This is a genomic window from Leifsonia sp. NPDC058230, from assembly GCF_042882245.1.
Lineage (GTDB): Bacteria > Actinomycetota > Actinomycetes > Actinomycetales > Microbacteriaceae > Leifsonia.
This window is the reverse complement of the sequence record NZ_JBHVWM010000002.1, coordinates 424,943-444,147: the sequence shown is the minus strand read 5'-3', so window position 1 is coordinate 444,147 and position 19,205 is coordinate 424,943. Positions and strand designations below refer to the sequence as shown.

Annotated in this window: 17 protein-coding genes and 1 tRNA gene; 11 read left to right on the top strand and 7 right to left on the bottom strand. The window is 68.3% G+C overall.

The window, feature by feature from the left end; all coding sequences use genetic code 11:
• Nucleotide 1: 1 nt before the first annotated feature.
• Both ACFVV0_RS07735 and ACFVV0_RS07730 read right to left on the bottom strand, forming a co-directional pair.
• On the bottom strand, nucleotides 2-1,339 hold the full coding sequence (locus ACFVV0_RS07735) for an ABC transporter substrate-binding protein (protein ID WP_387060644.1): 1,338 nt from the start codon (nucleotides 1,337-1,339) through the stop codon (nucleotides 2-4).
• A 96-nt stretch (nucleotides 1,340-1,435) separates the two neighbouring features.
• A complete protein-coding gene (locus tag ACFVV0_RS07730; protein WP_387060641.1) occupies nucleotides 1,436-2,623 on the bottom strand; it encodes an ROK family protein in 1,188 nt (395 codons plus the stop codon).
• A gap of 177 nt (nucleotides 2,624-2,800) precedes the next feature.
• Between ACFVV0_RS07730 and ACFVV0_RS07725 the strand changes: the two genes are divergently transcribed.
• Nucleotides 2,801-3,331, top strand: a complete 531-nt coding sequence (locus tag ACFVV0_RS07725; RefSeq protein ID WP_387060638.1) for a hypothetical protein — start codon at nucleotides 2,801-2,803, stop codon at nucleotides 3,329-3,331.
• Between the two features lie 24 nt (nucleotides 3,332-3,355).
• On the opposite strand, the gene ACFVV0_RS07720 is transcribed toward ACFVV0_RS07725, so the two are convergent.
• Nucleotides 3,356-4,351 carry an SDR family oxidoreductase gene (locus ACFVV0_RS07720; RefSeq protein WP_387060635.1) on the bottom strand — a complete coding sequence of 332 codons (996 nt, stop codon included), beginning with the start codon at nucleotides 4,349-4,351 and terminating at the stop codon, nucleotides 3,356-3,358.
• Between the two features lie 111 nt (nucleotides 4,352-4,462).
• Here ACFVV0_RS07720 and ACFVV0_RS07715 point away from each other — a divergent pair, with 111 nt between their 5' ends.
• The 4 genes from ACFVV0_RS07715 to ACFVV0_RS07700 all read left to right on the top strand — a co-directional run bounded on the left by ACFVV0_RS07715 (nucleotide 4,463) and on the right by ACFVV0_RS07700 (nucleotide 7,549).
• Nucleotides 4,463-5,668: a mechanosensitive ion channel family protein gene (locus ACFVV0_RS07715; RefSeq protein WP_387060632.1), complete on the top strand. Its 1,206-nt coding sequence runs from the start codon at nucleotides 4,463-4,465 to the stop codon at nucleotides 5,666-5,668.
• A gap of 67 nt (nucleotides 5,669-5,735) precedes the next feature.
• A complete protein-coding gene (msrB, locus tag ACFVV0_RS07710) occupies nucleotides 5,736-6,197 on the top strand; it encodes a peptide-methionine (R)-S-oxide reductase MsrB (RefSeq protein WP_387060629.1) in 462 nt (153 codons plus the stop codon).
• Nucleotides 6,194-6,712, top strand: coding sequence for a peptide-methionine (S)-S-oxide reductase MsrA (msrA, locus tag ACFVV0_RS07705; RefSeq protein WP_387060626.1), 519 nt, complete (start codon nucleotides 6,194-6,196; stop codon nucleotides 6,710-6,712). Before msrB ends, msrA begins: the two co-directional genes overlap by 4 nt.
• Nucleotides 6,713-7,549, top strand: a complete 837-nt coding sequence (locus tag ACFVV0_RS07700) for an MBL fold metallo-hydrolase (RefSeq protein WP_387060624.1) — start codon at nucleotides 6,713-6,715, stop codon at nucleotides 7,547-7,549. It abuts the gene before it with no gap.
• A gap of 11 nt (nucleotides 7,550-7,560) precedes the next feature.
• Here the strand turns inward: ACFVV0_RS07700 and ACFVV0_RS07695 are convergent, their stop codons facing one another.
• The gene (locus ACFVV0_RS07695; protein WP_387060621.1) at nucleotides 7,561-9,891 is read right to left on the bottom strand and encodes a transglycosylase domain-containing protein; all 2,331 of its coding nucleotides are present in this window, start codon (nucleotides 9,889-9,891) and stop codon (nucleotides 7,561-7,563) included.
• Nucleotides 9,892-10,051: 160 nt separating this feature from the next.
• On the opposite strand from ACFVV0_RS07695, the gene ACFVV0_RS07690 reads away from it, so the two are divergent.
• The 4 genes from ACFVV0_RS07690 to ACFVV0_RS07675 are packed head-to-tail and all read left to right on the top strand — an operon-like array spanning nucleotide 10,052 to nucleotide 13,467.
• On the top strand, nucleotides 10,052-10,699 hold the full coding sequence (locus ACFVV0_RS07690; protein ID WP_387060618.1) for a TetR/AcrR family transcriptional regulator: 648 nt from the start codon (nucleotides 10,052-10,054) through the stop codon (nucleotides 10,697-10,699).
• Complete coding sequence (locus tag ACFVV0_RS07685) at nucleotides 10,692-11,456, top strand: ABC transporter ATP-binding protein (protein ID WP_387060615.1); 765 nt, start codon at nucleotides 10,692-10,694, stop codon at nucleotides 11,454-11,456. The genes ACFVV0_RS07690 and ACFVV0_RS07685 overlap by 8 nt, the downstream gene beginning before the upstream one ends.
• Nucleotides 11,441-12,982 (top strand): hypothetical protein, encoded by a 1,542-nt coding sequence (locus ACFVV0_RS07680; protein ID WP_387060612.1) that lies wholly within the window; start codon nucleotides 11,441-11,443, stop codon nucleotides 12,980-12,982. Before ACFVV0_RS07685 ends, ACFVV0_RS07680 begins: the two co-directional genes overlap by 16 nt.
• Nucleotides 12,979-13,467, top strand: coding sequence for a GntR family transcriptional regulator (locus ACFVV0_RS07675; RefSeq protein ID WP_387060609.1), 489 nt, complete (start codon nucleotides 12,979-12,981; stop codon nucleotides 13,465-13,467). Before ACFVV0_RS07680 ends, ACFVV0_RS07675 begins: the two co-directional genes overlap by 4 nt.
• Here ACFVV0_RS07675 and ACFVV0_RS07670 read toward each other — a convergent pair.
• The gene (locus tag ACFVV0_RS07670) at nucleotides 13,368-16,301 is read right to left on the bottom strand and encodes a DEAD/DEAH box helicase (protein ID WP_387060606.1); all 2,934 of its coding nucleotides are present in this window, start codon (nucleotides 16,299-16,301) and stop codon (nucleotides 13,368-13,370) included. The two genes, ACFVV0_RS07675 and ACFVV0_RS07670, sit on opposite strands and share 100 nt — an antisense overlap.
• Before the next feature lie 112 nt (nucleotides 16,302-16,413).
• Here ACFVV0_RS07670 and ACFVV0_RS07665 point away from each other — a divergent pair, with 112 nt between their 5' ends.
• Nucleotides 16,414-16,587, top strand: a complete 174-nt coding sequence (locus ACFVV0_RS07665; RefSeq protein WP_387060603.1) for a hypothetical protein — start codon at nucleotides 16,414-16,416, stop codon at nucleotides 16,585-16,587.
• 22 nt (nucleotides 16,588-16,609) lie between these two features.
• Here ACFVV0_RS07665 and ACFVV0_RS07660 read toward each other — a convergent pair.
• Together ACFVV0_RS07660 and ACFVV0_RS07655 are read right to left on the bottom strand one after the other, a co-directional pair.
• Nucleotides 16,610-16,682, bottom strand: a tRNA-Arg gene (locus tag ACFVV0_RS07660).
• Between the two features lie 58 nt (nucleotides 16,683-16,740).
• A complete protein-coding gene (locus tag ACFVV0_RS07655; RefSeq protein ID WP_387060600.1) occupies nucleotides 16,741-17,364 on the bottom strand; it encodes an iron ABC transporter ATP-binding protein in 624 nt (207 codons plus the stop codon).
• Nucleotides 17,365-17,527: 163 nt separating this feature from the next.
• On the opposite strand from ACFVV0_RS07655, the gene argS reads away from it, so the two are divergent.
• Complete coding sequence (argS, locus tag ACFVV0_RS07650; RefSeq protein ID WP_387060597.1) at nucleotides 17,528-19,204, top strand: arginine--tRNA ligase; 1,677 nt, start codon at nucleotides 17,528-17,530, stop codon at nucleotides 19,202-19,204.
• Nucleotide 19,205: the final 1 nt, after the last annotated feature.

Genomic DNA, 19,205 nt, shown 5'->3' with positions numbered 1-19,205 from the left:
GTCACGGACCGGTGGTGAGGGCGAGCGCGTCGTCGATCTGCTTGTCGACGTCCTTCAGGCCGGCCTGCAGGTCGCCGCCCTGGCTCTGGTACTTGTTCCAGAAGTCCTGGAACGACTGCTGGTACCCGGCGCCGAGGGGGCTGGCGGGCGTCGTCGCGACGTTCTTGTCCGACGCGATGTCGAGGAACGTCTTGAACTGCTCGGAGACCTCGAGGTCAGGCGAGGCGAGCGCGTCGGTCGTGGTCGGCACGTTCTTGAGGCCGTTGCCGAGCTTGACCAGCGCATCCGTGTCGGTGGTCAGGTACTTCAGCAGCGCCCACGCGAGCTCCGGCTGCTTGGAGCCCTTGGAGATGCCGATGATGTTTCCGGTCATGTACCCGCCGCCGTAGAGGTCGGTGTGGTTGTCGGCCGTCGGGAACGGTGCGGTGCCGTAGTTCAGGTCTTTGGCCTGGTCGGCGATGAACGCCGTGCGGTACTCACCGTCGAGGTTCATGGCGACCTGACCGGTCTGGAAGGCGTTGTCGGCCGAGAACTCCTGGCCGAGGCCCGACGTGAACTTGTTCAGCTTGTCCCAGCCGATCTTGTCGACGTAGGCCTTCTGCCACTCGATGAGGTCGGTCCAGCCCGGGCTCGAGCTGATCGCGCTGGTGCCGTCGGCCTTCAGCCATTCGGCGCCGGCCGCGGGTCCGTAGTGCGCAGCGGCGTTCTCGTACCAGCCCATTGTCGGGTTGAAGCCGAGCGTCTTGATCGAGCCGTCGCCGTTGAAGGTGGTCAGCTTGTCGGCCATCGTCTCCAGTTCGGAGAGCGTCTTCGGCGGCTCGGTGTAGCCGGCCGCGGCGAGCAGGTCCTTGTTGTAGTAAAGGCCGTACACGTCGGCGAGCATCGGCATGGCGCAGCGGGTGCCCTGGAACTCGGTGTACGACTTCACGGTCGGCGAGAACTGATCCATGTCGACGCCGTCGCGCTCGATCACCTTGTTGAGGCTGCGGAATGCGCCGTTCGAGCAGAAGTTGCCGACGATGTCGGTCGAGTACGAGAGCCCGACGTCGACCTTGCTGCCGGTGGCGATCGCTTTCTGCAGCTTCTCGTCGTCCTGGCCGGAGTGCACCTCGACCTTGATCTTCGGGTACTTCTTCTCGAAGTCGTCGACCACGGACTGGATGACCTTCGCCTCGCGGTCGGAGAAGAAGTGCCAGAACGAGACGGTGCCGGCGAGGTCCTTCGGTGTGCTCGCTTCGAAGGAGGCACTGCTGCCTCCGCCGGAGCATCCGGCGAGGGTCAGTGCCGCTGCTGCGGTGAACGCCGCGGCGGCGAGGATGCGATGGGAACGGTGTTTCACGGTGGTTTCCTCACTGATTCCGGTTCGTGATGGTGCTGAGGGATGTGTTGGGTCGAGCGTTCTCGGTGTTTCGGGTGGAGCAGTGCCGGGGGTCCGCTAGGCGGAGATCCTCGACACTTCGGCGAAGAGCGCAGTGCGCACCTCCGCGAGCAGGTGTTCGCGGGCGCCGCGGAGCACGGGATGCTCCGGAACGCCGGTCACGACGACTTTCGACGAGCCCCACGCCTTGCGCAGCTGTGCGCCGACCAGTTCGGCCAGCCGTGCGCCGCCCGCGCTGCCCGTCGGCCCGCCCAGCACGACCAGCTCCGGGTCGAGGAGGGCGAGAACGGGAACGACGCCGACGGCGACGCGGGGTGCGAGCTCGGCCAGCAGCGCCTCCCGGTCGGCGGCGGGGGCTGCAGCGACGGATTCGATCAATGCGGCGTAGCTCCGGCCGCGCATCCCGAGCCCGCGGGCCAGGCGTGCGACCGTCGGGCCGCCGATGAGGTCTTGCAGGTCGGCGGCGGCCGGATCGAGTTCGGCAGCGCCGCGGGGGATGGGGAGGTAGCCGATCTCGCCGGCTCCACCGGATGCGCCGCGGTGCACCGAGCCGCCCTGGTCGACCGAGAGGCCGAGACCTTCGCCCATCCACAGCAGCGCGAAGCCTCCGGTGTCGCGGCCGGCGCCGTCGGTGCGCTCGGCGATCGCGGCGAGATTGACGTCGTTGTCGATCTGCACCGACAGGCCGAGTTCGTCTTCGAGGTGCTTGCGGATGCCCTTCTTCGGCCAGCCAGGGAGCGTCTCGATGAAGCTCAGTTCGTCGGTTCGCGGGTCGAGCGCCCCCTGCACGCCGATGCAGACAGCGCTGACGGTCGCGCTCGCAATGCCTGCGGCCTCGCAGGCCGCGTCGATCGCCGTGCGCACGTCGGCTTCGGGGGAGCGTTCGCGTGCCGCTCGGGACAGGGGAGTGGTGGCGATCGGATGCTCGTGCCCGCTCGCATCCACGACCGTCGACCGCATCACGTGGTAGTCGATGTCGATCGCCACGCCGAGCATCCTGTCGGTGCGGACGGCGTAGCTGGCCGCGTTCGGACCACGGCCCGCGGACACTTCGCCGACCGCGTGGATGAGCCCGGCCGTCTCGAGGCGCGAGACCATCTGGGCAGCCGTCGGCTTCGACAGTCCGGAAAGCTGGCCGATGCGGTTGCGGGTCAGGACGCCGTGCTCCAGGAGGAGTGAGAGGGCTGTGCGGTCGTTGGTCTCGCGCAGCCAGGAGGGGGTTCCCGGTACCGGCTTGGGCGCCATCTCGCACATCCCTTCGTTGGAACGATCTTGATGGACGAATGTATCAGGAAAGTTTCTTAACAGTAAAGAGGCTGTTTCGTTTTTCGACCTCCACTCAGGATTGAACCGTTCGGGTGACACACCTCGTGGTGTCGGGGAAGGGCGGAACCCCGCCCCCATCGAGGAACGGAACGAATCATGAAGAAGAGAATCGGAATCGTGCTCGGAGCCGCGGCGGTGACATTGCTGGCGCTCGCCGGGTGTTCGAGCGGTGGAACCGGAACCGACGGCGGATCCCCGTCCTCCTCGGCATCCTCGGCGCCGGATGCGTCGGCCACGGTACTGAAGACCGCGACCACCTCACTCGGCACCGTCTTGGTCGACGGACAGGGAAAGACTGTCTACGTCTACGACTTGGACAAGGCGAACTCGGGCAAGAGCGCGTGCACGGGCGCGTGCATCGGACAGTGGCCGGCCGTGGCCGCAGGCTCCGCCACCCCCAAGGTGGACGGCGTGACCGGCATGGTCGGCTCCATCACCGGCACTGACGGCAAGCCGCAGGTGACCGTCAACGGCCTCCCGCTCTACACCTTCTCCGGCGACTCGTCGGCAGGGGATGTGACCGGCCAGGGCTTCGACAACATCTGGTGGGTGGTCGGCGCGAACGGGGACAAGATCAAGTCCGCAGCGCCCTCCGGTTCCGGGAGTGCGGGAACCGGGGGGTACTGAGACAAGGCCCTCACCCGAACGCTCTCACCCGAACGCGCGCGCGTGGTCGGCGAGGTGGTCGAACGCGGCATCCAGATCGCGGTCCACATGCTGACGTGACGCATCCGCGAGATACCATTCGACGATCTCGCCGGCGCCGTGCGCGAAGGGCACCCGTGCCTGGAACTCCGGGACGAGCGCCTTCACCTTGCTGTTGTCGAACACCATCGAGTTGGCCTTGTCGCCGACGAGGCCAGGGCCGAGCGACGGCACGACCGCGGCGATGGATTCACTGGCCACGTGCACGAGGTCGGCCTCGACCCCGAGGCCCTCGGCCAGGTAGCTGTAGATCTGGTTCCACGTCGGGGCTTCGTCGGAGGTGATGTGGAACGCGTCGCCGATGGCCGCCGGGAGGCCGAGCAGGCCGACGAACGCGACCGCGAAGTCGGTGTTGTGGGTGATCGTCCACTGGCTCGTGCCGTCGCCGTGAACGATGACGGGGGCGCCGCGCCGCATCCGGTCGAGGTCGGTCCAGTGGCCGCTCGTCGGGATGAGAGTGCGGTCGTAGGTGTGCGACGGGCGCACGATGGTGATCGGGAAGCCCCGCTCGCGGTACGCCTCGACGAGCAGGTCTTCGCAGGCGATCTTGTCGCGCGAGTACTGCCAGAACGGATTGCGCAGCGGGGTGGACTCGGTGACCGGCAGCCGCTCCGGCGGCGTCTGGTACGCCGACGCGGAGCTGATGAAGACGTACTGACCCACTCTGCCTTCGAAGAGGTCGAGGTCGTTGCGGATGTGCTCGGGCGTGAACGCGAGGAACTCGGCGGCGACGTCGAAGCTGCGCTCCCCGAGCGCGGCGTGCACGGACTGCGGCTCGCGGATGTCGGCGTGCAGCACCTCGACGCCCGAGGGCAGCGGGCGCGTGGTGGAGGTCCCGCGGTTGATCACCGTGACCTCGTGGCCCTTTTCGAGGGCCCGCTCCACGCACGCGGAGCTGATGACTCCCGTGCCGCCGATGAAGAGTGTCCGTGTCGCTGCCATCCTGGCTCCTTCTCTCGTGCCTCCGGGATCTCAGCGTAGCGACCGGACGTGGCGACGCGCACACGCGTACACTTCGCGGCACACCCCTCGACCCGAAGGAGCCTCCCCACCGTGTTCGTGTTGCGTTCCTGGCCGGGATTGGCAGTCGCCTGCATCGTCGCTGTCATCGCCGCCGTCGTCATCACCGCGATCGTGAGCATCCCCTTCCGCGCAGCCGCCCGGCGGCAGAACTGGGCCAAGCTGCTGATCAAGCGCGTGCGCATCCCGTTCCGCATCTTCCTGCTGGTCGTCGTGCTCTGGATCGCCGTGGCCGTGGCGATGCCGCCCGAGGTGGACGAGGGCTGGCGTCAGGCGATCCACCACGCCTTCCTGATCGCGGCGATCGCCACGGGGGTGTGGTTCGCGGCCGGACTGGCCGTGTACGTCGAAGACCTGGGGCTCGCCAGGTACCGGCTCGACGTTCCCGACAACCGGTACGCCCGCAAGATGCGCACCCAGGTCCTGATCATCCGTCGGTTGACGATCGTCGCGGCGGTCGTGATCGGGCTGGGGGCGGTGCTCCTGACCTTTCCCGCGCTGCAAGCGGCGGGGGCGAGTCTGCTGGCCTCCGCCGGCGTCATCGGCATCATCGCCGGTGTCGCCGCCCAGTCCTCGCTGGCCAATCTGTTCGCGGGCATCCAGATCGCCTTCAGCGACGCGATCCGGCTCGACGATGCGGTCGTCGTCGAGCAGGAGTGGGGGACCATCGAGGAGATCACGCTCACCTACGTGGTCGTGCACATCTGGGACGACCGGCGGCTGGTGCTGCCGTCCACGTACTTCACCACCAAGCCGTTCCAGAACTGGACGCGGCAGCACAGCGAACTGCTCGGCTCCGTCGAGTTCGACCTCGACTGGCGCGTCTCGACCGGCGGGATGCGCTCGGAGCTGAACCGGATCCTCGCAACGACCGATCTGTGGGACGGCCGCACCAGCGTGCTGCAGGTGACGGATGCCGTCGGCGGGTTCGTGCGCGTGCGCGTGCTCGTCACGGCCAAGGACGCGCCGACCCTGTTCGACCTGCGCTGCCTCGTGCGGGAGCGCCTGATCGACTGGATGCAGCGCTACAGCTCTCCGTCGCTCCCGCGTACCCGTGTCGAGGTGGTCGAGCCGCCGGAGCAGGGGACACCGCCGCCGCGGGCGCGCGACCAAGGCGACTCGCGACTCTTCAGCGGCACTCCCGAAGGCGATCAGCGAGCCGCTCAGTTCACCGATTCCATCCCAGTGCAGCACGACGACGAGGGCGAGGTGACATCGGGCCCGGAACGCGGAACTTAATCCGGCGACCCCTTGTTGTACATACCAGAGTGCGTCGCAGCCAGCGGCGCCGATCCGAGGAGGACAAGTGACTCAGGACTATCGCAAGGACCCGCAGGCTGTCTCCAAGCTGACGCCGAGGCAGTACGAGGTCACCCAGGAGGCGGCCACCGAGCCGGCGTTCCGCAACGAGTTCTGGAACAGCAAGGATGCGGGCATCTACGTGGACATCGTGTCCGGCGAGCCGCTCTTCGCATCCACCGACAAGTACGACAGCCGTTCGGGCTGGCCGAGCTTCACGGTTCCGATCGACCCGGCGAACATCGTCGAGAAGAAGGACCGGAGCTGGGGAATGACCCGCATCGAGGTGCGGTCGGCGCACGGTGACAGCCATCTCGGCCACCTGTTCGACGACGGCCCTGCCGAGGCCGGTGGGATGCGATACTGCATCAACTCCGCCGCTCTCCGTTTCATCCCGCTCGCCGACCTCGAGACCGAGGGATACGGCGACTACCGCACACTGTTCGAGGCCGAGGAGGCTACCCGATGACCACCACCACAGAGAAGGCGATCCTCGCCGGAGGATGTTTCTGGGGCGTTGAGGACCTGATCCGCAAGATGCCCGGCGTGCTCGACACACGCGTCGGCTATTCCGGCGGTGACGTTCAGAACGCCACCTACCGCAACCATGGAACCCATGCCGAGGCGGTCGAGATCACCTTCGACCCCGAGAAGATCAGCTACCGCGATCTGCTGGAGTTCTTCTTCCAGATCCACGACCCGTCCACGAAGAACCGTCAGGGCAACGACGTGGGCACCAGCTACCGTTCGGCGATCTTCTACGAGAACGACGAGCAGAAGCGCGTCGCGGAAGACACCATCGCCGACGTCGACGCGTCCGGTCTCTGGCCGGGCAAGGTCGTCACCGAGGTCACGGCGGCCGGCCCGTTCTGGGAGGCCGAGCCCGAGCACCAGGACTACCTGGAGCGCATCCCGTGGGGCTACACCTGCCACTACGTGCGTCCGAGCTGGAAGCTGCCCCGGCGTGAGCAGGTAGCCGGCTAGTTGGCCGAGTCCCGAGAGCTGTCGCCCGGCATCCGCGTCGTTCCGATGCCGATGCGGGGCGACGGTCTCCCGTACTCGCTCTCGTACCTGATCGACGACGACCGAGGCGGCGTTCACATCGTCGACCCCGGTTCGTCCACCGACGAGAACTGGGCGACGCTCGCGTCCGCTCTCCGCGCGATGGGGCGCGGGACCGAGTCGGTCGCGCAGGTCATCGTCACGCATCTGCACGCCGATCACCTGGGCCTGGCCGAGCGCGTCCGTGCCGCATCCGGAGCCGCCGTGGTGCTCCACGAGCGGGAGCGGGATGCGCCGATCGTGCCCGACGTCCTCGTCGCCGACGGCGACATCCTCGACATCCCCGGACGGGCGGTGCAGGTCGTCCACACCCCCGGCCATACGCCGGGCAGCATCTGTCTGGCCGTGCACGATGCGCGGCTCCTCTTCACAGGCGACCACGTGCTCCCGACCGTCAACCCCGGGCTCGGTCTCGGTGGCCCGACCGAGACGAATCCGATCGCCGACTACCTCGCCTCATTGGAGCGGATCGCCGCGTTCGACGACTATGAGGTCGGACCAGGGCACGAGTACGTGTTCCGGGGTCTCGCAGCGCGCTGTTCCGCCCTTCGCGAGCATCACCTGAAGCGCTCGCGTGAGGTCGCCGCCGCTCTCGCCGCGGACCCCGGCATGAGCGTCCCGAGCATCGCATCCCGTCTCACCTGGACCGACGGCTGGGAGAACCTCGACGGCTTCCGCCTCGATTCCGCGCTCGCCCAGACCGCGATGCACCGTGCATTCGTGGCCTCAGAGGCCGCCGGACGATACCTCGGCCGGTAACGGCAGCGGCCCTAGTGGTCCCCGCCCGGCCCCGGTCCGGGTGTCGCGATGGGCGGCAGGGCGGGGTCCGTCGGTTGCGGGGCCGGCGTGGGCCGGTCGCCGTGGTCGTTTCCGGCTCCGGGCGACGGAGTCGAGGTCGACCCGTCCGGACCGGACGAGCCGGACGACGAGCCGCCGCCGAGCATCGATGCGGGTGGCGCTGCGAACGTCGCGCCGGGGAAGGCCGTATCCAACGCCTTCAGAATCGGCTTGGCGATCGAGAATTTCACGTTCCCGCCCCCGACTCCGAGGAACGACTGCGCGCGCAGGGAGACGTGACCGGATACGTTGCCGACCCACAGCGCATTGGTGATCGTGGTCGACGACGTCACGAGCCAGTTCTGCTCGGAGCCGTCGGTCGTACCGGTCTTGCCCATGATCTGGGTGCCGTCGTTCGGGTTGGCGCTCGTCGCGGTCCCGTTCGTCAAGACCCGCTGCAGCGCGTAGTTCACTCCGGCCGCGATCTGCGGTGTGATCGCCTGGGTGCAGGTGGAGGCGGGCACAGTGTGATCCTTGCCGTCCGCCGTCACGACCCGGTCGATCGCCACCGGCGTGCACACCTTCCCGCCGTTCGCGATGCCGGCGTACGCCGTCGCCATCGTCAGCGGCGAGATCGTGTTGACACCGAGGATCATCGAGGGCAGCAATTGCCAGGCCTCCGACGGTGAGGCGGTGTGCAGGCCGAGGCTCTTCGCGGCGTCGGAGATATTGCACAGGTCGAGCTGGGTCGCCATGTTGGCGAATGCGGTGTTGACCGAGTCCGCCGTTGCCTTCAACACGCTCATCGTGCCCGACTCGTTGCTCTCGTCGTTGGTCACGTTCCAGGGCTTGCCGCCGAGACTCGTGCAGCTGGCGGGGAAGTCGGCGTAGTTGTAGAAGTGCTGGCTCGCGTTCACGGTCTCGTTGAGGGTGTGCCCGGCCTGAAGCCACGCGATCAGATCGAACGCCTTGAACGACGAGCCCGTCTGGAAGCCGCCGGATCCGCCGTAGGCGTAGTCGGTCGAGTAGTTGACCGCCGTCGCCCCCGGTACCGGTGTCGCGCTGTCGTTGAAGGCCCGGTTCTGCACCATGTCGACGATTCGTCCCGAGCCCGGTTGCATCGAGACGTCCGCAGCACCGAGGTCGAGCCGCGAGCTGGTGGCCGGGATGTACTTGCTCAGGGCGGTCTGCGCGGTGTTCTGCAGGTCGAGGTCGAGTGTCGTGTAGACCTTCAGGCCGCCCGTGCGGAAGAACGCCGACCGATCGTCGGCGGTCGCTCCGAACGTCGGGTCGCTGAGGATCACGTCCTGCACGTAGTCGCAGAAGAAGCCGGCGTCGTACTGGCTGGCGCTCTGGCATCCGGAGGTCACCGGTGTGATGGTCGGGGCGATCGGAGTCGCGATCGCGGCCGTGTACTGGGCCCGCGTGATCTTCTTCGTGGTCAGCATCCGCTGCAGCACGTAGTTGCGGCGATCGACTGTGGCCTTGTATTTGTTGTCGGCGTTGCTTCCGGGATTGGCCGCGGCCGACTGATCGATGCGCAGATTCGCCGGGTTGTTGAGGATCGCCACCAGGGTGGCCGACTGGTCGAGGGTGAGTTTGTCGGAGTCGACACCGAAGTAGTAGTGGGCGGCGGCCTGGATGCCGTAGACCTGTCCGCCGAAGCCGACGATGTTGAGGTAGCCGACCAGGATCTGCTGTTTGCTGTAGCTCTTGTCCAGTCCGATCGCGTACCGCAGCTCCTGCACCTTGCGCGCCACCGTCGGCCCTGCCGCGTCGTCGTAGCACTTCTGGTAGGCAGCCTGCTGCGCTTCGTAGACCTTCTTCGCCGCGGTCGGATCGACTCTCATCGTCGTCTCGCACCGCTGCACGAGCACGTTCTTCACATACTGCTGGGTGATGGACGACCCGCCCTGCGTATCGCCGCCGGCGGAGTTCGACACCAATGCCCGCACGGTGCCGGTGACATTGATCCCGCCCTCTTGGTAGAAGTTCGGGTCCTCGGTGGCGAGCAGGGCGTCGGTGAGCACCGACGGAATCTGCGCGGCGGTGACGTCGACCCTGTTCTGGTCGTAGAAGGTCGCGATCGGCACCTGCTGGCCGGCCTGGGTCGCATAGAACGTCGTGGTCTGGTCGAGCGGCTGGATCTTGAGATAGCTCGGCAGGTTGTTGAACGCCGCAGCGCCGGTGTCCGCGCCCAGTGACGTCATCGCGATCGACGGTGCGACTCCGGCGACGACCAGGATGGCCGCCACCACGCATCCTCCGATGAACGCCAGCCACGCCCCGAGCATCCCGGCACCACTCGCACTACTACCGCGCACTCCCAGCCCTTCTCTTGCGTCACGGCCCGACATGAACAGGCCAGAGGGAAGTGTCCGGGACCGGTCTCCGAGAAGCTTTGGAAAAAGATGTGCAAACCAGAAGGAACCCTCTCGCCCCCAGGCCTTGTGCTGGTTTGGCCGAGTGTACTAATTTTGGGCCGTGCGTACAAACAGCTCGGAATCCGACTCCTCGTTCATCGGGACGGCCCGTCGCGTGCAGATCACTCAGGCCACGATCGAGGTCCTCGCCGCGGAAGGCTATACCGGCACCACGATGGCCGTGATCGCCGGCAGGCTCGGCGTGAGCAAGGGCATCCTGTCGTACCACTTCGCCAGCAAGGCCGAGCTGCTTCAGGCGGTCGTGCGCTTCGTCCTGAGCGAGGCGGGGGAGTGGATGGAGCAGAGGATGCACGGCGCAGCATCGTTTCGCGGCGCACTGCACTCCTACATCTCGGCCAACCTCTCCTACCTCGACAGCCATCGCACCGAGATCCGTGCGCTGACCGAGGTGCTCGCCAACGCGCGGGCGACCGAGGGCGTTCCGGAGCTGTTCGCGGCGTCGCAAGCGCAAGCGGTGCACGCGTTGGAGGCTCTGTTCGACGGCGGGCGGCGAGCCGGCGAGTTCGGCGATGTCCCGTCGCGCATCCTCGCGGTGTCACTGCGGGCGACGATCGATTCGACGTCCGAGAGCCTCCGCTCCGACCCCGCGTTCGACCTGTCCGAGTTCGAACGCGAGCTGCTCCAGCTCTTCGACCGGGCTGCGGGCCAGTACGACCAGATCACACTCGAAGGAGCCTCGCATGAATGACCAGGAGACCGTCGCGTTCCGTTTCGACGGCCTGACGAAACGGTACGGCGAGCACACCGCGGTCGACGCGGTCGACCTCAGCATTCCCGAAGGATCGTTCTTCGGCCTCGTCGGACCGAACGGCGCCGGAAAGACCACACTCATCTCGCTCGCGGTTGGCCTGATCCGTCCGGACGGCGGAACCTCGACGGTGCTCGGGTCGGACGTCTGGCGTGAACCCGTCGTCGCCAAGACAGCTCTCGGAGTGCTGCCGGAGTCGGAGTTCCTGCCGCGCCGGCTCACCGGATCCGAGCTTCTCACCTATGTCGGCCTGCTGCGTGGGCTCGACGAGAGGGTCGTGAGCAGCCGCGCCGACGAACTCCTGCGCGTGCTCGACCTGACCGATGCGGCCGGCACGGTCGTCACCGACTACTCGACGGGGATGCGCAAGAAGATCGCACTGGCCGTCGCCCTTCTCCACGGTCCGCGGGTGCTGGTGCTCGACGAGCCGTTCGAATCCGTCGACCCGGTCTCCGGCGCGACCATCCGGTCGATCCTGCACGGCTTCATCGCCTCGGGCGGAACGATCCTCTTCTCCAGCCACGTCATGCCGCTCGTCGAGACCCTCTGCGACCGCGTGGCCGTGATGTCCGAGGGGCGGATCGTCTCGACCGGCACGATCGAGGAGGTTCGTGCGGGCAGAACCCTCGACGACGCCTTCGCCGAACTCGTCGGCGCCGATACTGCACCGGAGGCACTGTCATGGTTCGCATCCTGATCCGGCTGAGGGCTGCGTCCATCGGCAACGCGCGTCAGTCCCGGTTCGCCGCGGGTTCGCTGATCGCCGCGGGCGTCTTCGGGTTGCTCGTCGCCGGATCGACTCTGCTCCTCGGATTCACCGTCACCGGTTCGATCGCCGGCAGTGCCGACCAACTCGCCCTGGTGGTGCTGACCTGGGCCGTCGGCCGGGTGGGCTTCGTCGCCTTCTCGGGCGGGGATCCGGCGATCACCCTCGACCTCTTCCGCATCGTGCCCGTTCCCCGGCGAACGCTGGCGCGATCCCTGCTCGTCGTCGGGTTCGCCGACCCCGCGCTGTTCTTCATGGCGATCGCCTTCGCGGGCGTAGCGGTGTTCGGCTTCCGGCACGGACCGGAGGCGGGGATGGTCGGGGTGGTCGGCGTCGCAGGCACGCTGATCCTCCTCAGTTTCCTCAGCACGGTCGTCGGGGCGCTCGTGCCGTCGGGGTCGCGTCGGCGACAAGACCTCGGAACCATGCTCGCCGCCGTGCTGATCAGTGCCGTCGTCGTGGCGGGTACCCTCATCCAGTCCCTGCTCGCCCTGCTCGGCGCCGAGCAGGTGCCGCTGCTGAGCGTGATCCTGCGCATCCTGCCGACCGGCTGGGCATCCGATGCCGTTGCACTCACGGCTGTCGGAGACCTCCCGCTGGCGTTGCTCGTGCTCGTCGGGCTCGGCGCGGGATGCTGGCTGCTGGCGAGCTGGTGGCCGCACGTTCTCGACGCGCGCCTCGTCGCCGGTGGCGGAACCGGCGGGCGCGCCCGCGGCGGCCACCGGCGCCGGCTGCTGCCCGCGACCCCACTCGGCTCGGTGACCTCCCGGGAGGTGCGCCTCTGGATCCGCGACCCGACCCGGGCCGGTTTCCTCCTGATCGCGTTCATCGTCGGCATCGGAGTGTGCCTCGTGCCGCTCCTGACCCAGGGCACGGCTCTGCTGCTGCCCTTCGCCGGGCTCGGCACCGTGCTGATCGCCGCCGCCGTCGCCGGCAATCTCTACGGATTCGACGGGGCGGCGTTTGGGATCGTCCTGTCGGCACCGAACACGGCGCGCGCGGACGTCGGCGGTCGCCAGCTCGGCTGGCTGCTCCTCGTCGGTCCGTATTCGGTGCTGCTGAGCGTCGCCGGGGTTCTCGTCGGGGGCCAGGCCTGGGCTTGGCCGTGGGTGCTCGGCCTGCTTCCCGCTGTCTTGGGCGGGGCGGTGGGCGTGTTGCCGTTCCTGTCGGTCGTCGCTGTGCAGCCGCTCGACGACAACGGATCGCCGGGGGCGGCGTGGGTCGTGAAGGCTTACGCCACACTGCTGCTCACGGCTGTCACTGCGATCCCGGCGCTCGCTCTGCTGATTGTGGGCGGCGCATCCGGGCTCGCGTGGATCGGCTGGGCGGCCGTGCCGGTCGGTGTCGTGACGGGCGTGGCGCTCGCCGTGGCCCTCGGGAGAGTCGCCCGCGGCCGACTCGCCGCTCGCGGACCGGAGATCTTCGCAGTGCTGTCGGCCGCCGCCGGCGGACGATGACGCACGCCGAGGCCGAACGGCCGCCGCTCTTCCTGCTGGTCGCATCCCGGGTCGCCGAAGACATCCTGACCGGCAGATACCCCGAAGGGGCTCTCGTCCCCTCGACGAACGCAGCCGCCGGCGAACTCGGCCTCAACCCGGCGACCGTGCGGCACGGCTTCTCCGTGCTCGTCGAGTCGGGCCTTCTGGTGAAACGACGCGGCGTCGGGATGCTCGTGGCCGCGGGCGCGCGCGAGTCCCTGCTGGCGCGGCGCCGCTCCGAGTTCACCGCCCGCCACATCGAGCCGCTGCTTCGGGAGGCGAGGATTCTCGGGCTCGACCCGACGGAGGTCCGCTCCCTGCTCGAGCGGGGTGTTCAGCGGGAGCAGGGGGACACTGCGGCGCGTCAGCCTTCCAGCAGCCCGCGGATGTCGTCGGCCGTCAGCGCCGATCCGAACGCCGCAGCCGGATCGTCCATCAGGGCGTCGAACAGCCGCGCCTTCTGATCTTTGAGCGCCAGCACCTTCTCCTCGATGGTGTCGTTGGCGATCATCCGGTACACCATGACGTTCTTCGTCTGCCCGATGCGGTGTGTGCGGTCGATCGCCTGTGTCTCGGCGGCCGGGTTCCACCACGGGTCGAGCAGGAAGACGTAGTCGGCCTCGGTCAGGTTCAGGCCGAATCCGCCTGCCTTCAGGCTGATCAGGAAGACCGGAGCGTCGCCGGTTCGGAATCCGTCGATCACTTCGGCCCGCCGCCGTGTCGATCCGTCGAGCGAGGAGTACGCGATGCCGCGCTCGTCGAGTCGTGCCGCGAGCCGATCGAGCAGGGAGGTGAACTGACTGAAGATCAGCGCCCGGTGCCCACCCGCGATCACATCGTCGAGCTCCTCGAGCAGCACATCCAGCTTCGCCGACGCCACCCCGGCGTACTGCTCGTCGACGAGCGAGGCGTCGAGGGCGAGCATCCGCAGCAGGGTCAGCGAACGGAACACGATGAACCGGTTGCGGTCGAGGTCTTCGACGAGCCCGAGGAGCTTCTGCCGTTCCCGCTGGAGGTAGAGGTCGTACAACCGGCGATGCCGTGGCGACAGGTCGACGCGGAGCACCTGCTCCTGCTTCGCGGGCAGCTCCGCGGCGACGGCCTCTTTGGTGCGCCGCAGCATGAGGGGCCGGATGCGTCCCCGCAGCCGCGCGAGCACGTCCGGCCGCTCGCCCGCCGCCAGCGGCTTGAGATAGCGCTCCGTGAATCCGAGACGGGGTGGGAGCAGCCCGGGGGAGACGACCCGGAACAACGACCACACATCCAGCAGGTTGTTCTCCATCGGTGTGCCCGTGATGGCGAGTTTGAACGGTGCGTTCAGCTTCACCGCCGCCTCATGGGCCTTGGAGCTGCGGTTCTTGATCAGCTGGGCCTCGTCGAGGATCAGCCCGGCCCACTCTTCCGCCTGATACGCGGCGAAGTCGAGCCTGAACAAGGCGTAGGAGGTCACCACGACATCCGCACCGGCCGCCTGCGCCGTGAGCGCGGTGCGGCTCTTCGCCGCGGTCGCCGTGATGGTGCGCACGACCAGCCCCGGCGTGAACCGGGCGGCCTCGGTCTGCCAGTTCGACACGACCGACGTCGGCGCGACCACGAGGAACGGACGACGCTCGGCCTCGGGAGTGACGTCGCGCGCGTGCGCCAGCAGCGCGAGGGTCTGCAGCGTCTTTCCGAGCCCCATGTCGTCGGCGAGGATGCCGCCGAGACCGTGCTCCCAGAGGAAGGCGAGCCAGCGGAAGCCGTCGACCTGATACGGCCTCAGGCTCGCCCGCACCGCGGCCGGAACAGCGAGTGCCTCGAGCGAGTCGCCGTCGCGGATCCCGCGCAGGCCGTCGGCGGTTCGTCTCCAGGCCTCGGCCTGGTGCGCCTCATCGGCGAGTTCGACGAATTCCGACCACAGCGCCGTCTGGTACCGGCTGATGCGCAGGCCGCCGGGCTCCCACTCGTCGAGCTCCTGCGCTTCGTCGATCAGCCGCTTGAGCTCGTCGAACACCGGCTGCGTGAGCGACAGGTACGACTTGTCGACGAGCAGGAGCTTGGCCCGTCCCTTGGACAGAGCCGAGAACAGGGGGGTGAACGGGATCGTGCGCCCCGCGACCGTCACCATGACGCCGAGGTCGAACCAGTCGCGTTTGTCGGTCTCGACCGTGGTCACCACGAGCTTCGGTGTCTCGGTGAGCTCCCGGTAGTCCGGACGCTCGCCGACCACGTCGACCCGCAGATCGGTGCGCTGCTCGAGCACGGGCAGCACCTCCGCGGCGAACTCGGCGGCCGCCACCCCCGACAGCACGATGGCGCGCGGCTCGGCACCCAGCGCATCCAGCGCCTCCGCGAGCTCTGCCGGCACCGGATGCGCCGCCAGGGTCACCCGCGAACCCGAATGCTCCCAGTCCCACCCGAGCTCGAGCCGGTCGTCTGCGCCGAAGGTGGCCGTGAGCACGAGCAGCGGCGGGAGGATCTCGGGGAAGGCGACGGACGCATCCGTACTCACCACCTCCACGACGCTCTGCAGCCGCGGATAGTAGTCGCGCAGGAACTCGACCGTCTCGTGCGCCGGAACCTCGATCACCGCGGGCCCGGAGAGCAGCCGCCGCTGTTCCGCGGTGAGCGGCGCCGCGGTGCGGGCGAGCGTGAAACGCGGCTCGGGGATGAACTCCCACACGTACACCCCGTGCTCCGCGATCGTGCCGACCCGGGTTGCCGGATGCACCTGGTCGCCCAGCACCACGACGGTGCGCAGTAGCAGGTGCGCATCCGCGTCGGAGCTCGCATCCACCGTGACCCGTGCACTCTCGGTGAGGGCGACCTGCGTCTCCCGCTTGCCGGTCACGAACGCGATCCCGAGCCGTTCGGCCTCGGCGAGGAGCGGCCACAGGAGCGGCGAGGCGAACTCGTCGAGGTAGAGCCAGTCGGCCTCGCCCGGCACGTACACGTCCCGTCCCGACCGGTGGAGCGCGGCGAACTGCCCGAACCAATGATGCTGCTCGCGCGCGACCCCGAGCCGGTTGAGCAGGTGGGGGAGGGTCGTCCAGGTCAGGCTGCCGCGCACCCAGTTGTCGGTCCGGCTGAGGGTCACCGGCCGAACGCCGAGACGCAACGTCCCGCCCCTGTCGCCGGTGGTGCGGGCGGTCGCGGTGCGCGATCGGGGCGCATCCCATCGGCCGGTGGATGCGCGAGTCCGCTCCCGGAGCTCGAACTGCAGTCCCATCCGCGTCGTGCCGGCCGCCGCCGAGGGCGCCGACTGCGACAGAGCGGAGACGCTCGCCTTCCACCCGGTGGACGGCAGGGCATCAGGCATGGGTACACCCTCTCACGGGCAGCCGACACCCGGATCCGCGCCGCCGGGTGACGTGCGGAGGGGTGCGGAACGAGACGAGAAGCGGCAGACTCGGTCACGGAAGGGAGCGCACATGGACGACCTCACCGGAACGTCGGGCGAACGAGCCCGACAGCTCAGCCGACTCGAAGCCGAAGGACCGCTGCAGGCGGATTGGCTGCGTCGCCAGCTCGTACTGGTTCTCGAAGCCTGGGCGGAGGACCAGAAAGTCCTCGACATCGAGGCGGAAGGGCACGAAGACTTCTAGCGCGACAGAACGAGGGAAACGGTGCCCCCAGCAGGATTTGAACCTGCGGCCTTCTGCTCCGGAGGCAGACGCTCTATCCCCTGAGCTATGGGGGCCAGGAGTGCCCGTCAAGGCTAGCATCCTCGACGGGTGTTGTCGTGCCGTGCGCCCGCGTCAGCCCTTCGGCAGGTTCGACAGCACGTTCTCCATGAGAGGCGCGGCGTCACCGGGCTCGAAGAACGCCGTCGAGGTGGCGACGATCCAGTAGTCTCCGGTGAAGATCTGCACCTCACCGGCCGCCCCCGGCTTGAAGTAGCCCTCGACCTCCGGCGGAACGCCGTAGGTGGGCACAGGCTGGCTCGTCGTGACGGCCGCGTTCTTCAGTCCTTCGAGGGCGCTCGCCGGCGGCAGGCCGACGGCGATCTCGATCAGGTCGTTGCTGGTCTGGTTGGACCAGCCGCAGACGGCTCCCTTCCAGTCGGCGATCTGCTTCTGCAGGGTGCCGTCCTTCGGGGCGTAGCCGGGTGCCGCGCCGAAGTTCGGGTTGAACGCGTACAGCTGGTCGGGCGTGACGATCTGGTCGCAGGTCAGCGTGACCGGGGTGGGCGGGTCTGTCGGCGTAGGCGTAGGCGTCGGTGTGGCCGCGGCATCCGCCGTCTTCGTAGCCGAGGGGGTAGGGGTGGTCGCTGCGTTGCCGCCGACGCAACCGCTGAGAGCCAGGGTGCCGGCGAGCACGGCGACGATGGCCACACCGGCACGAAGGGCCGCTGCGGGACGGATGCGGGACGGTTCGACCATGGCGGTTTGTTCCTCTTGGTGCTGTGGGCGGATACGCGAAGCTGCGAGAGCGCTCCGGTGCGCGTCGCGATGACATTATCAAAGGGGAGTGGACGACCCGGTCGCGCAGGAGGGATTCGTTGCGCAATCGATGCCTGGCGCAGCCCCGGTAGAATCGGTGATCGTGACTCCTGCTGACCTCTCCGCCGCCCTGCTCGACATCGTGACCTCGATCGTCGACCGGCGACGCGCGGCCGATGAGACCATCGGCGAGGTCACCGTGACGATCGACGACGTGCCGCTGGAGCGTCCGAAGAACCGCGAGCATGGCGACTGGGCGTCGAACGTGGCGATGCGGCTGGCGAAGCGCATCGGCGCCAACCCCCGCGAGCTCGCGACCGAGATCGCCGAGGAGGCGGCCTCGATCGAAGGCGTCGCCTCGACCGAGGTTGCGGGGCCGGGCTTCATCAACTTCCGGCTCGATGCGGCCGCGGCCGGTCAGCTGGCCAAGACCATCGTCGATGCCGGCGACACCTACGGCGACGGCCACCTGTACGACGGCCTCCGGGTGAACCTCGAATTCGTCTCGGCGAACCCGACGGGTCCCATCCACATGGGCGGGGTGCGCTGGGCCGCGGTCGGCGACAGCCTGGCGCGCATCCTTCAGGCCGAGGGCGCCGAGGTGACCCGCGAGTACTACTTCAACGACCACGGATCCCAGATCGACCGGTTCGCCCGCAGCCTGCTCGCCGCGTACCTGGGCGAGCCCACGCCCGACGACGGCTACGGCGGAGCGTACATCGGAGACATCGCCGAACAGGTCGTGGCCGGATACGACGGCGACCTCGCCGAGCTGCCGCGCGATGAGCAGCAGGAGGTGTTCCGCTCGGCCGGAACCCAGCTGATGTTCGCCGAGATCAAGTCCAAGCTGCACGGCTTCGGCGTGGACTTCGACGTGTACTTCCACGAGGACTCCCTCCACGAGTCCGGCGCCGTCGAACGCGCGATCGAGCGGCTGCGCGAGCAGGGCCACATCTTCGAATCCGACGGCGCGATCTGGCTGCGTACCACCACGTTCGGCGACGATCGCGACCGCGTGATCATCCGCAGCAACGGCGAGCCGGCCTACATCTCGGGCGACCTCGGCTACTACCTCGACAAGCGCGAGCGCGGGTTCGAGCAGAACCTGATCATGCTCGGCGCCGACCACCACGGCTACGTCGGCCGCATGATGGCGATGGTCGAGGCCTTCGGGGATGTGCCGCACGACAACCTGCAGATCCTCATCGGCCAGATGGTCAACCTGGTGCGCGACGGGCAGCCGGTCAAGATGTCGAAGCGCGCCGGCACCATCGTCACCCTCGACGACCTGGTCGACGCGGTCGGCGTGGATGCGGGACGCTACGCCCTCGTGCGCTCGTCCAGCGACTCGCAGCTCGACATCGACCTCGACCTGCTGAGCAAGCGCAGCAACGAGAACCCCGTCTACTACGTGCAGTATGCGCACGCCCGCACCCGCTCTGTGGCGACGAACGCCGCGGCGGCGGGTGTCGACCGCAGCGCGTTCGCGCCCGAACTCCTCACCCACGAGAGCGAGTCCGCCCTGCTCGGCGGCCTCCAGGAGTTCCCGCGGGTGGTCGCGCAGGCGGCCGAGCTGCGCGAGCCCCACCGTGTCGCACGGTACCTCGAGGAGATCGCCGGGCTGTACCACACCTGGTACGCGGCGACCCGGGTGATCCCGCTGGGGGAGGAGCCGATCACCGATCTGCACCGCACCCGTCTCTGGCTGAACGACGCCACCGGCCAGGTCATCCGCAACGGACTCGGACTGCTCGGGGTCTCCGCCCCCGATCGCATGTGAG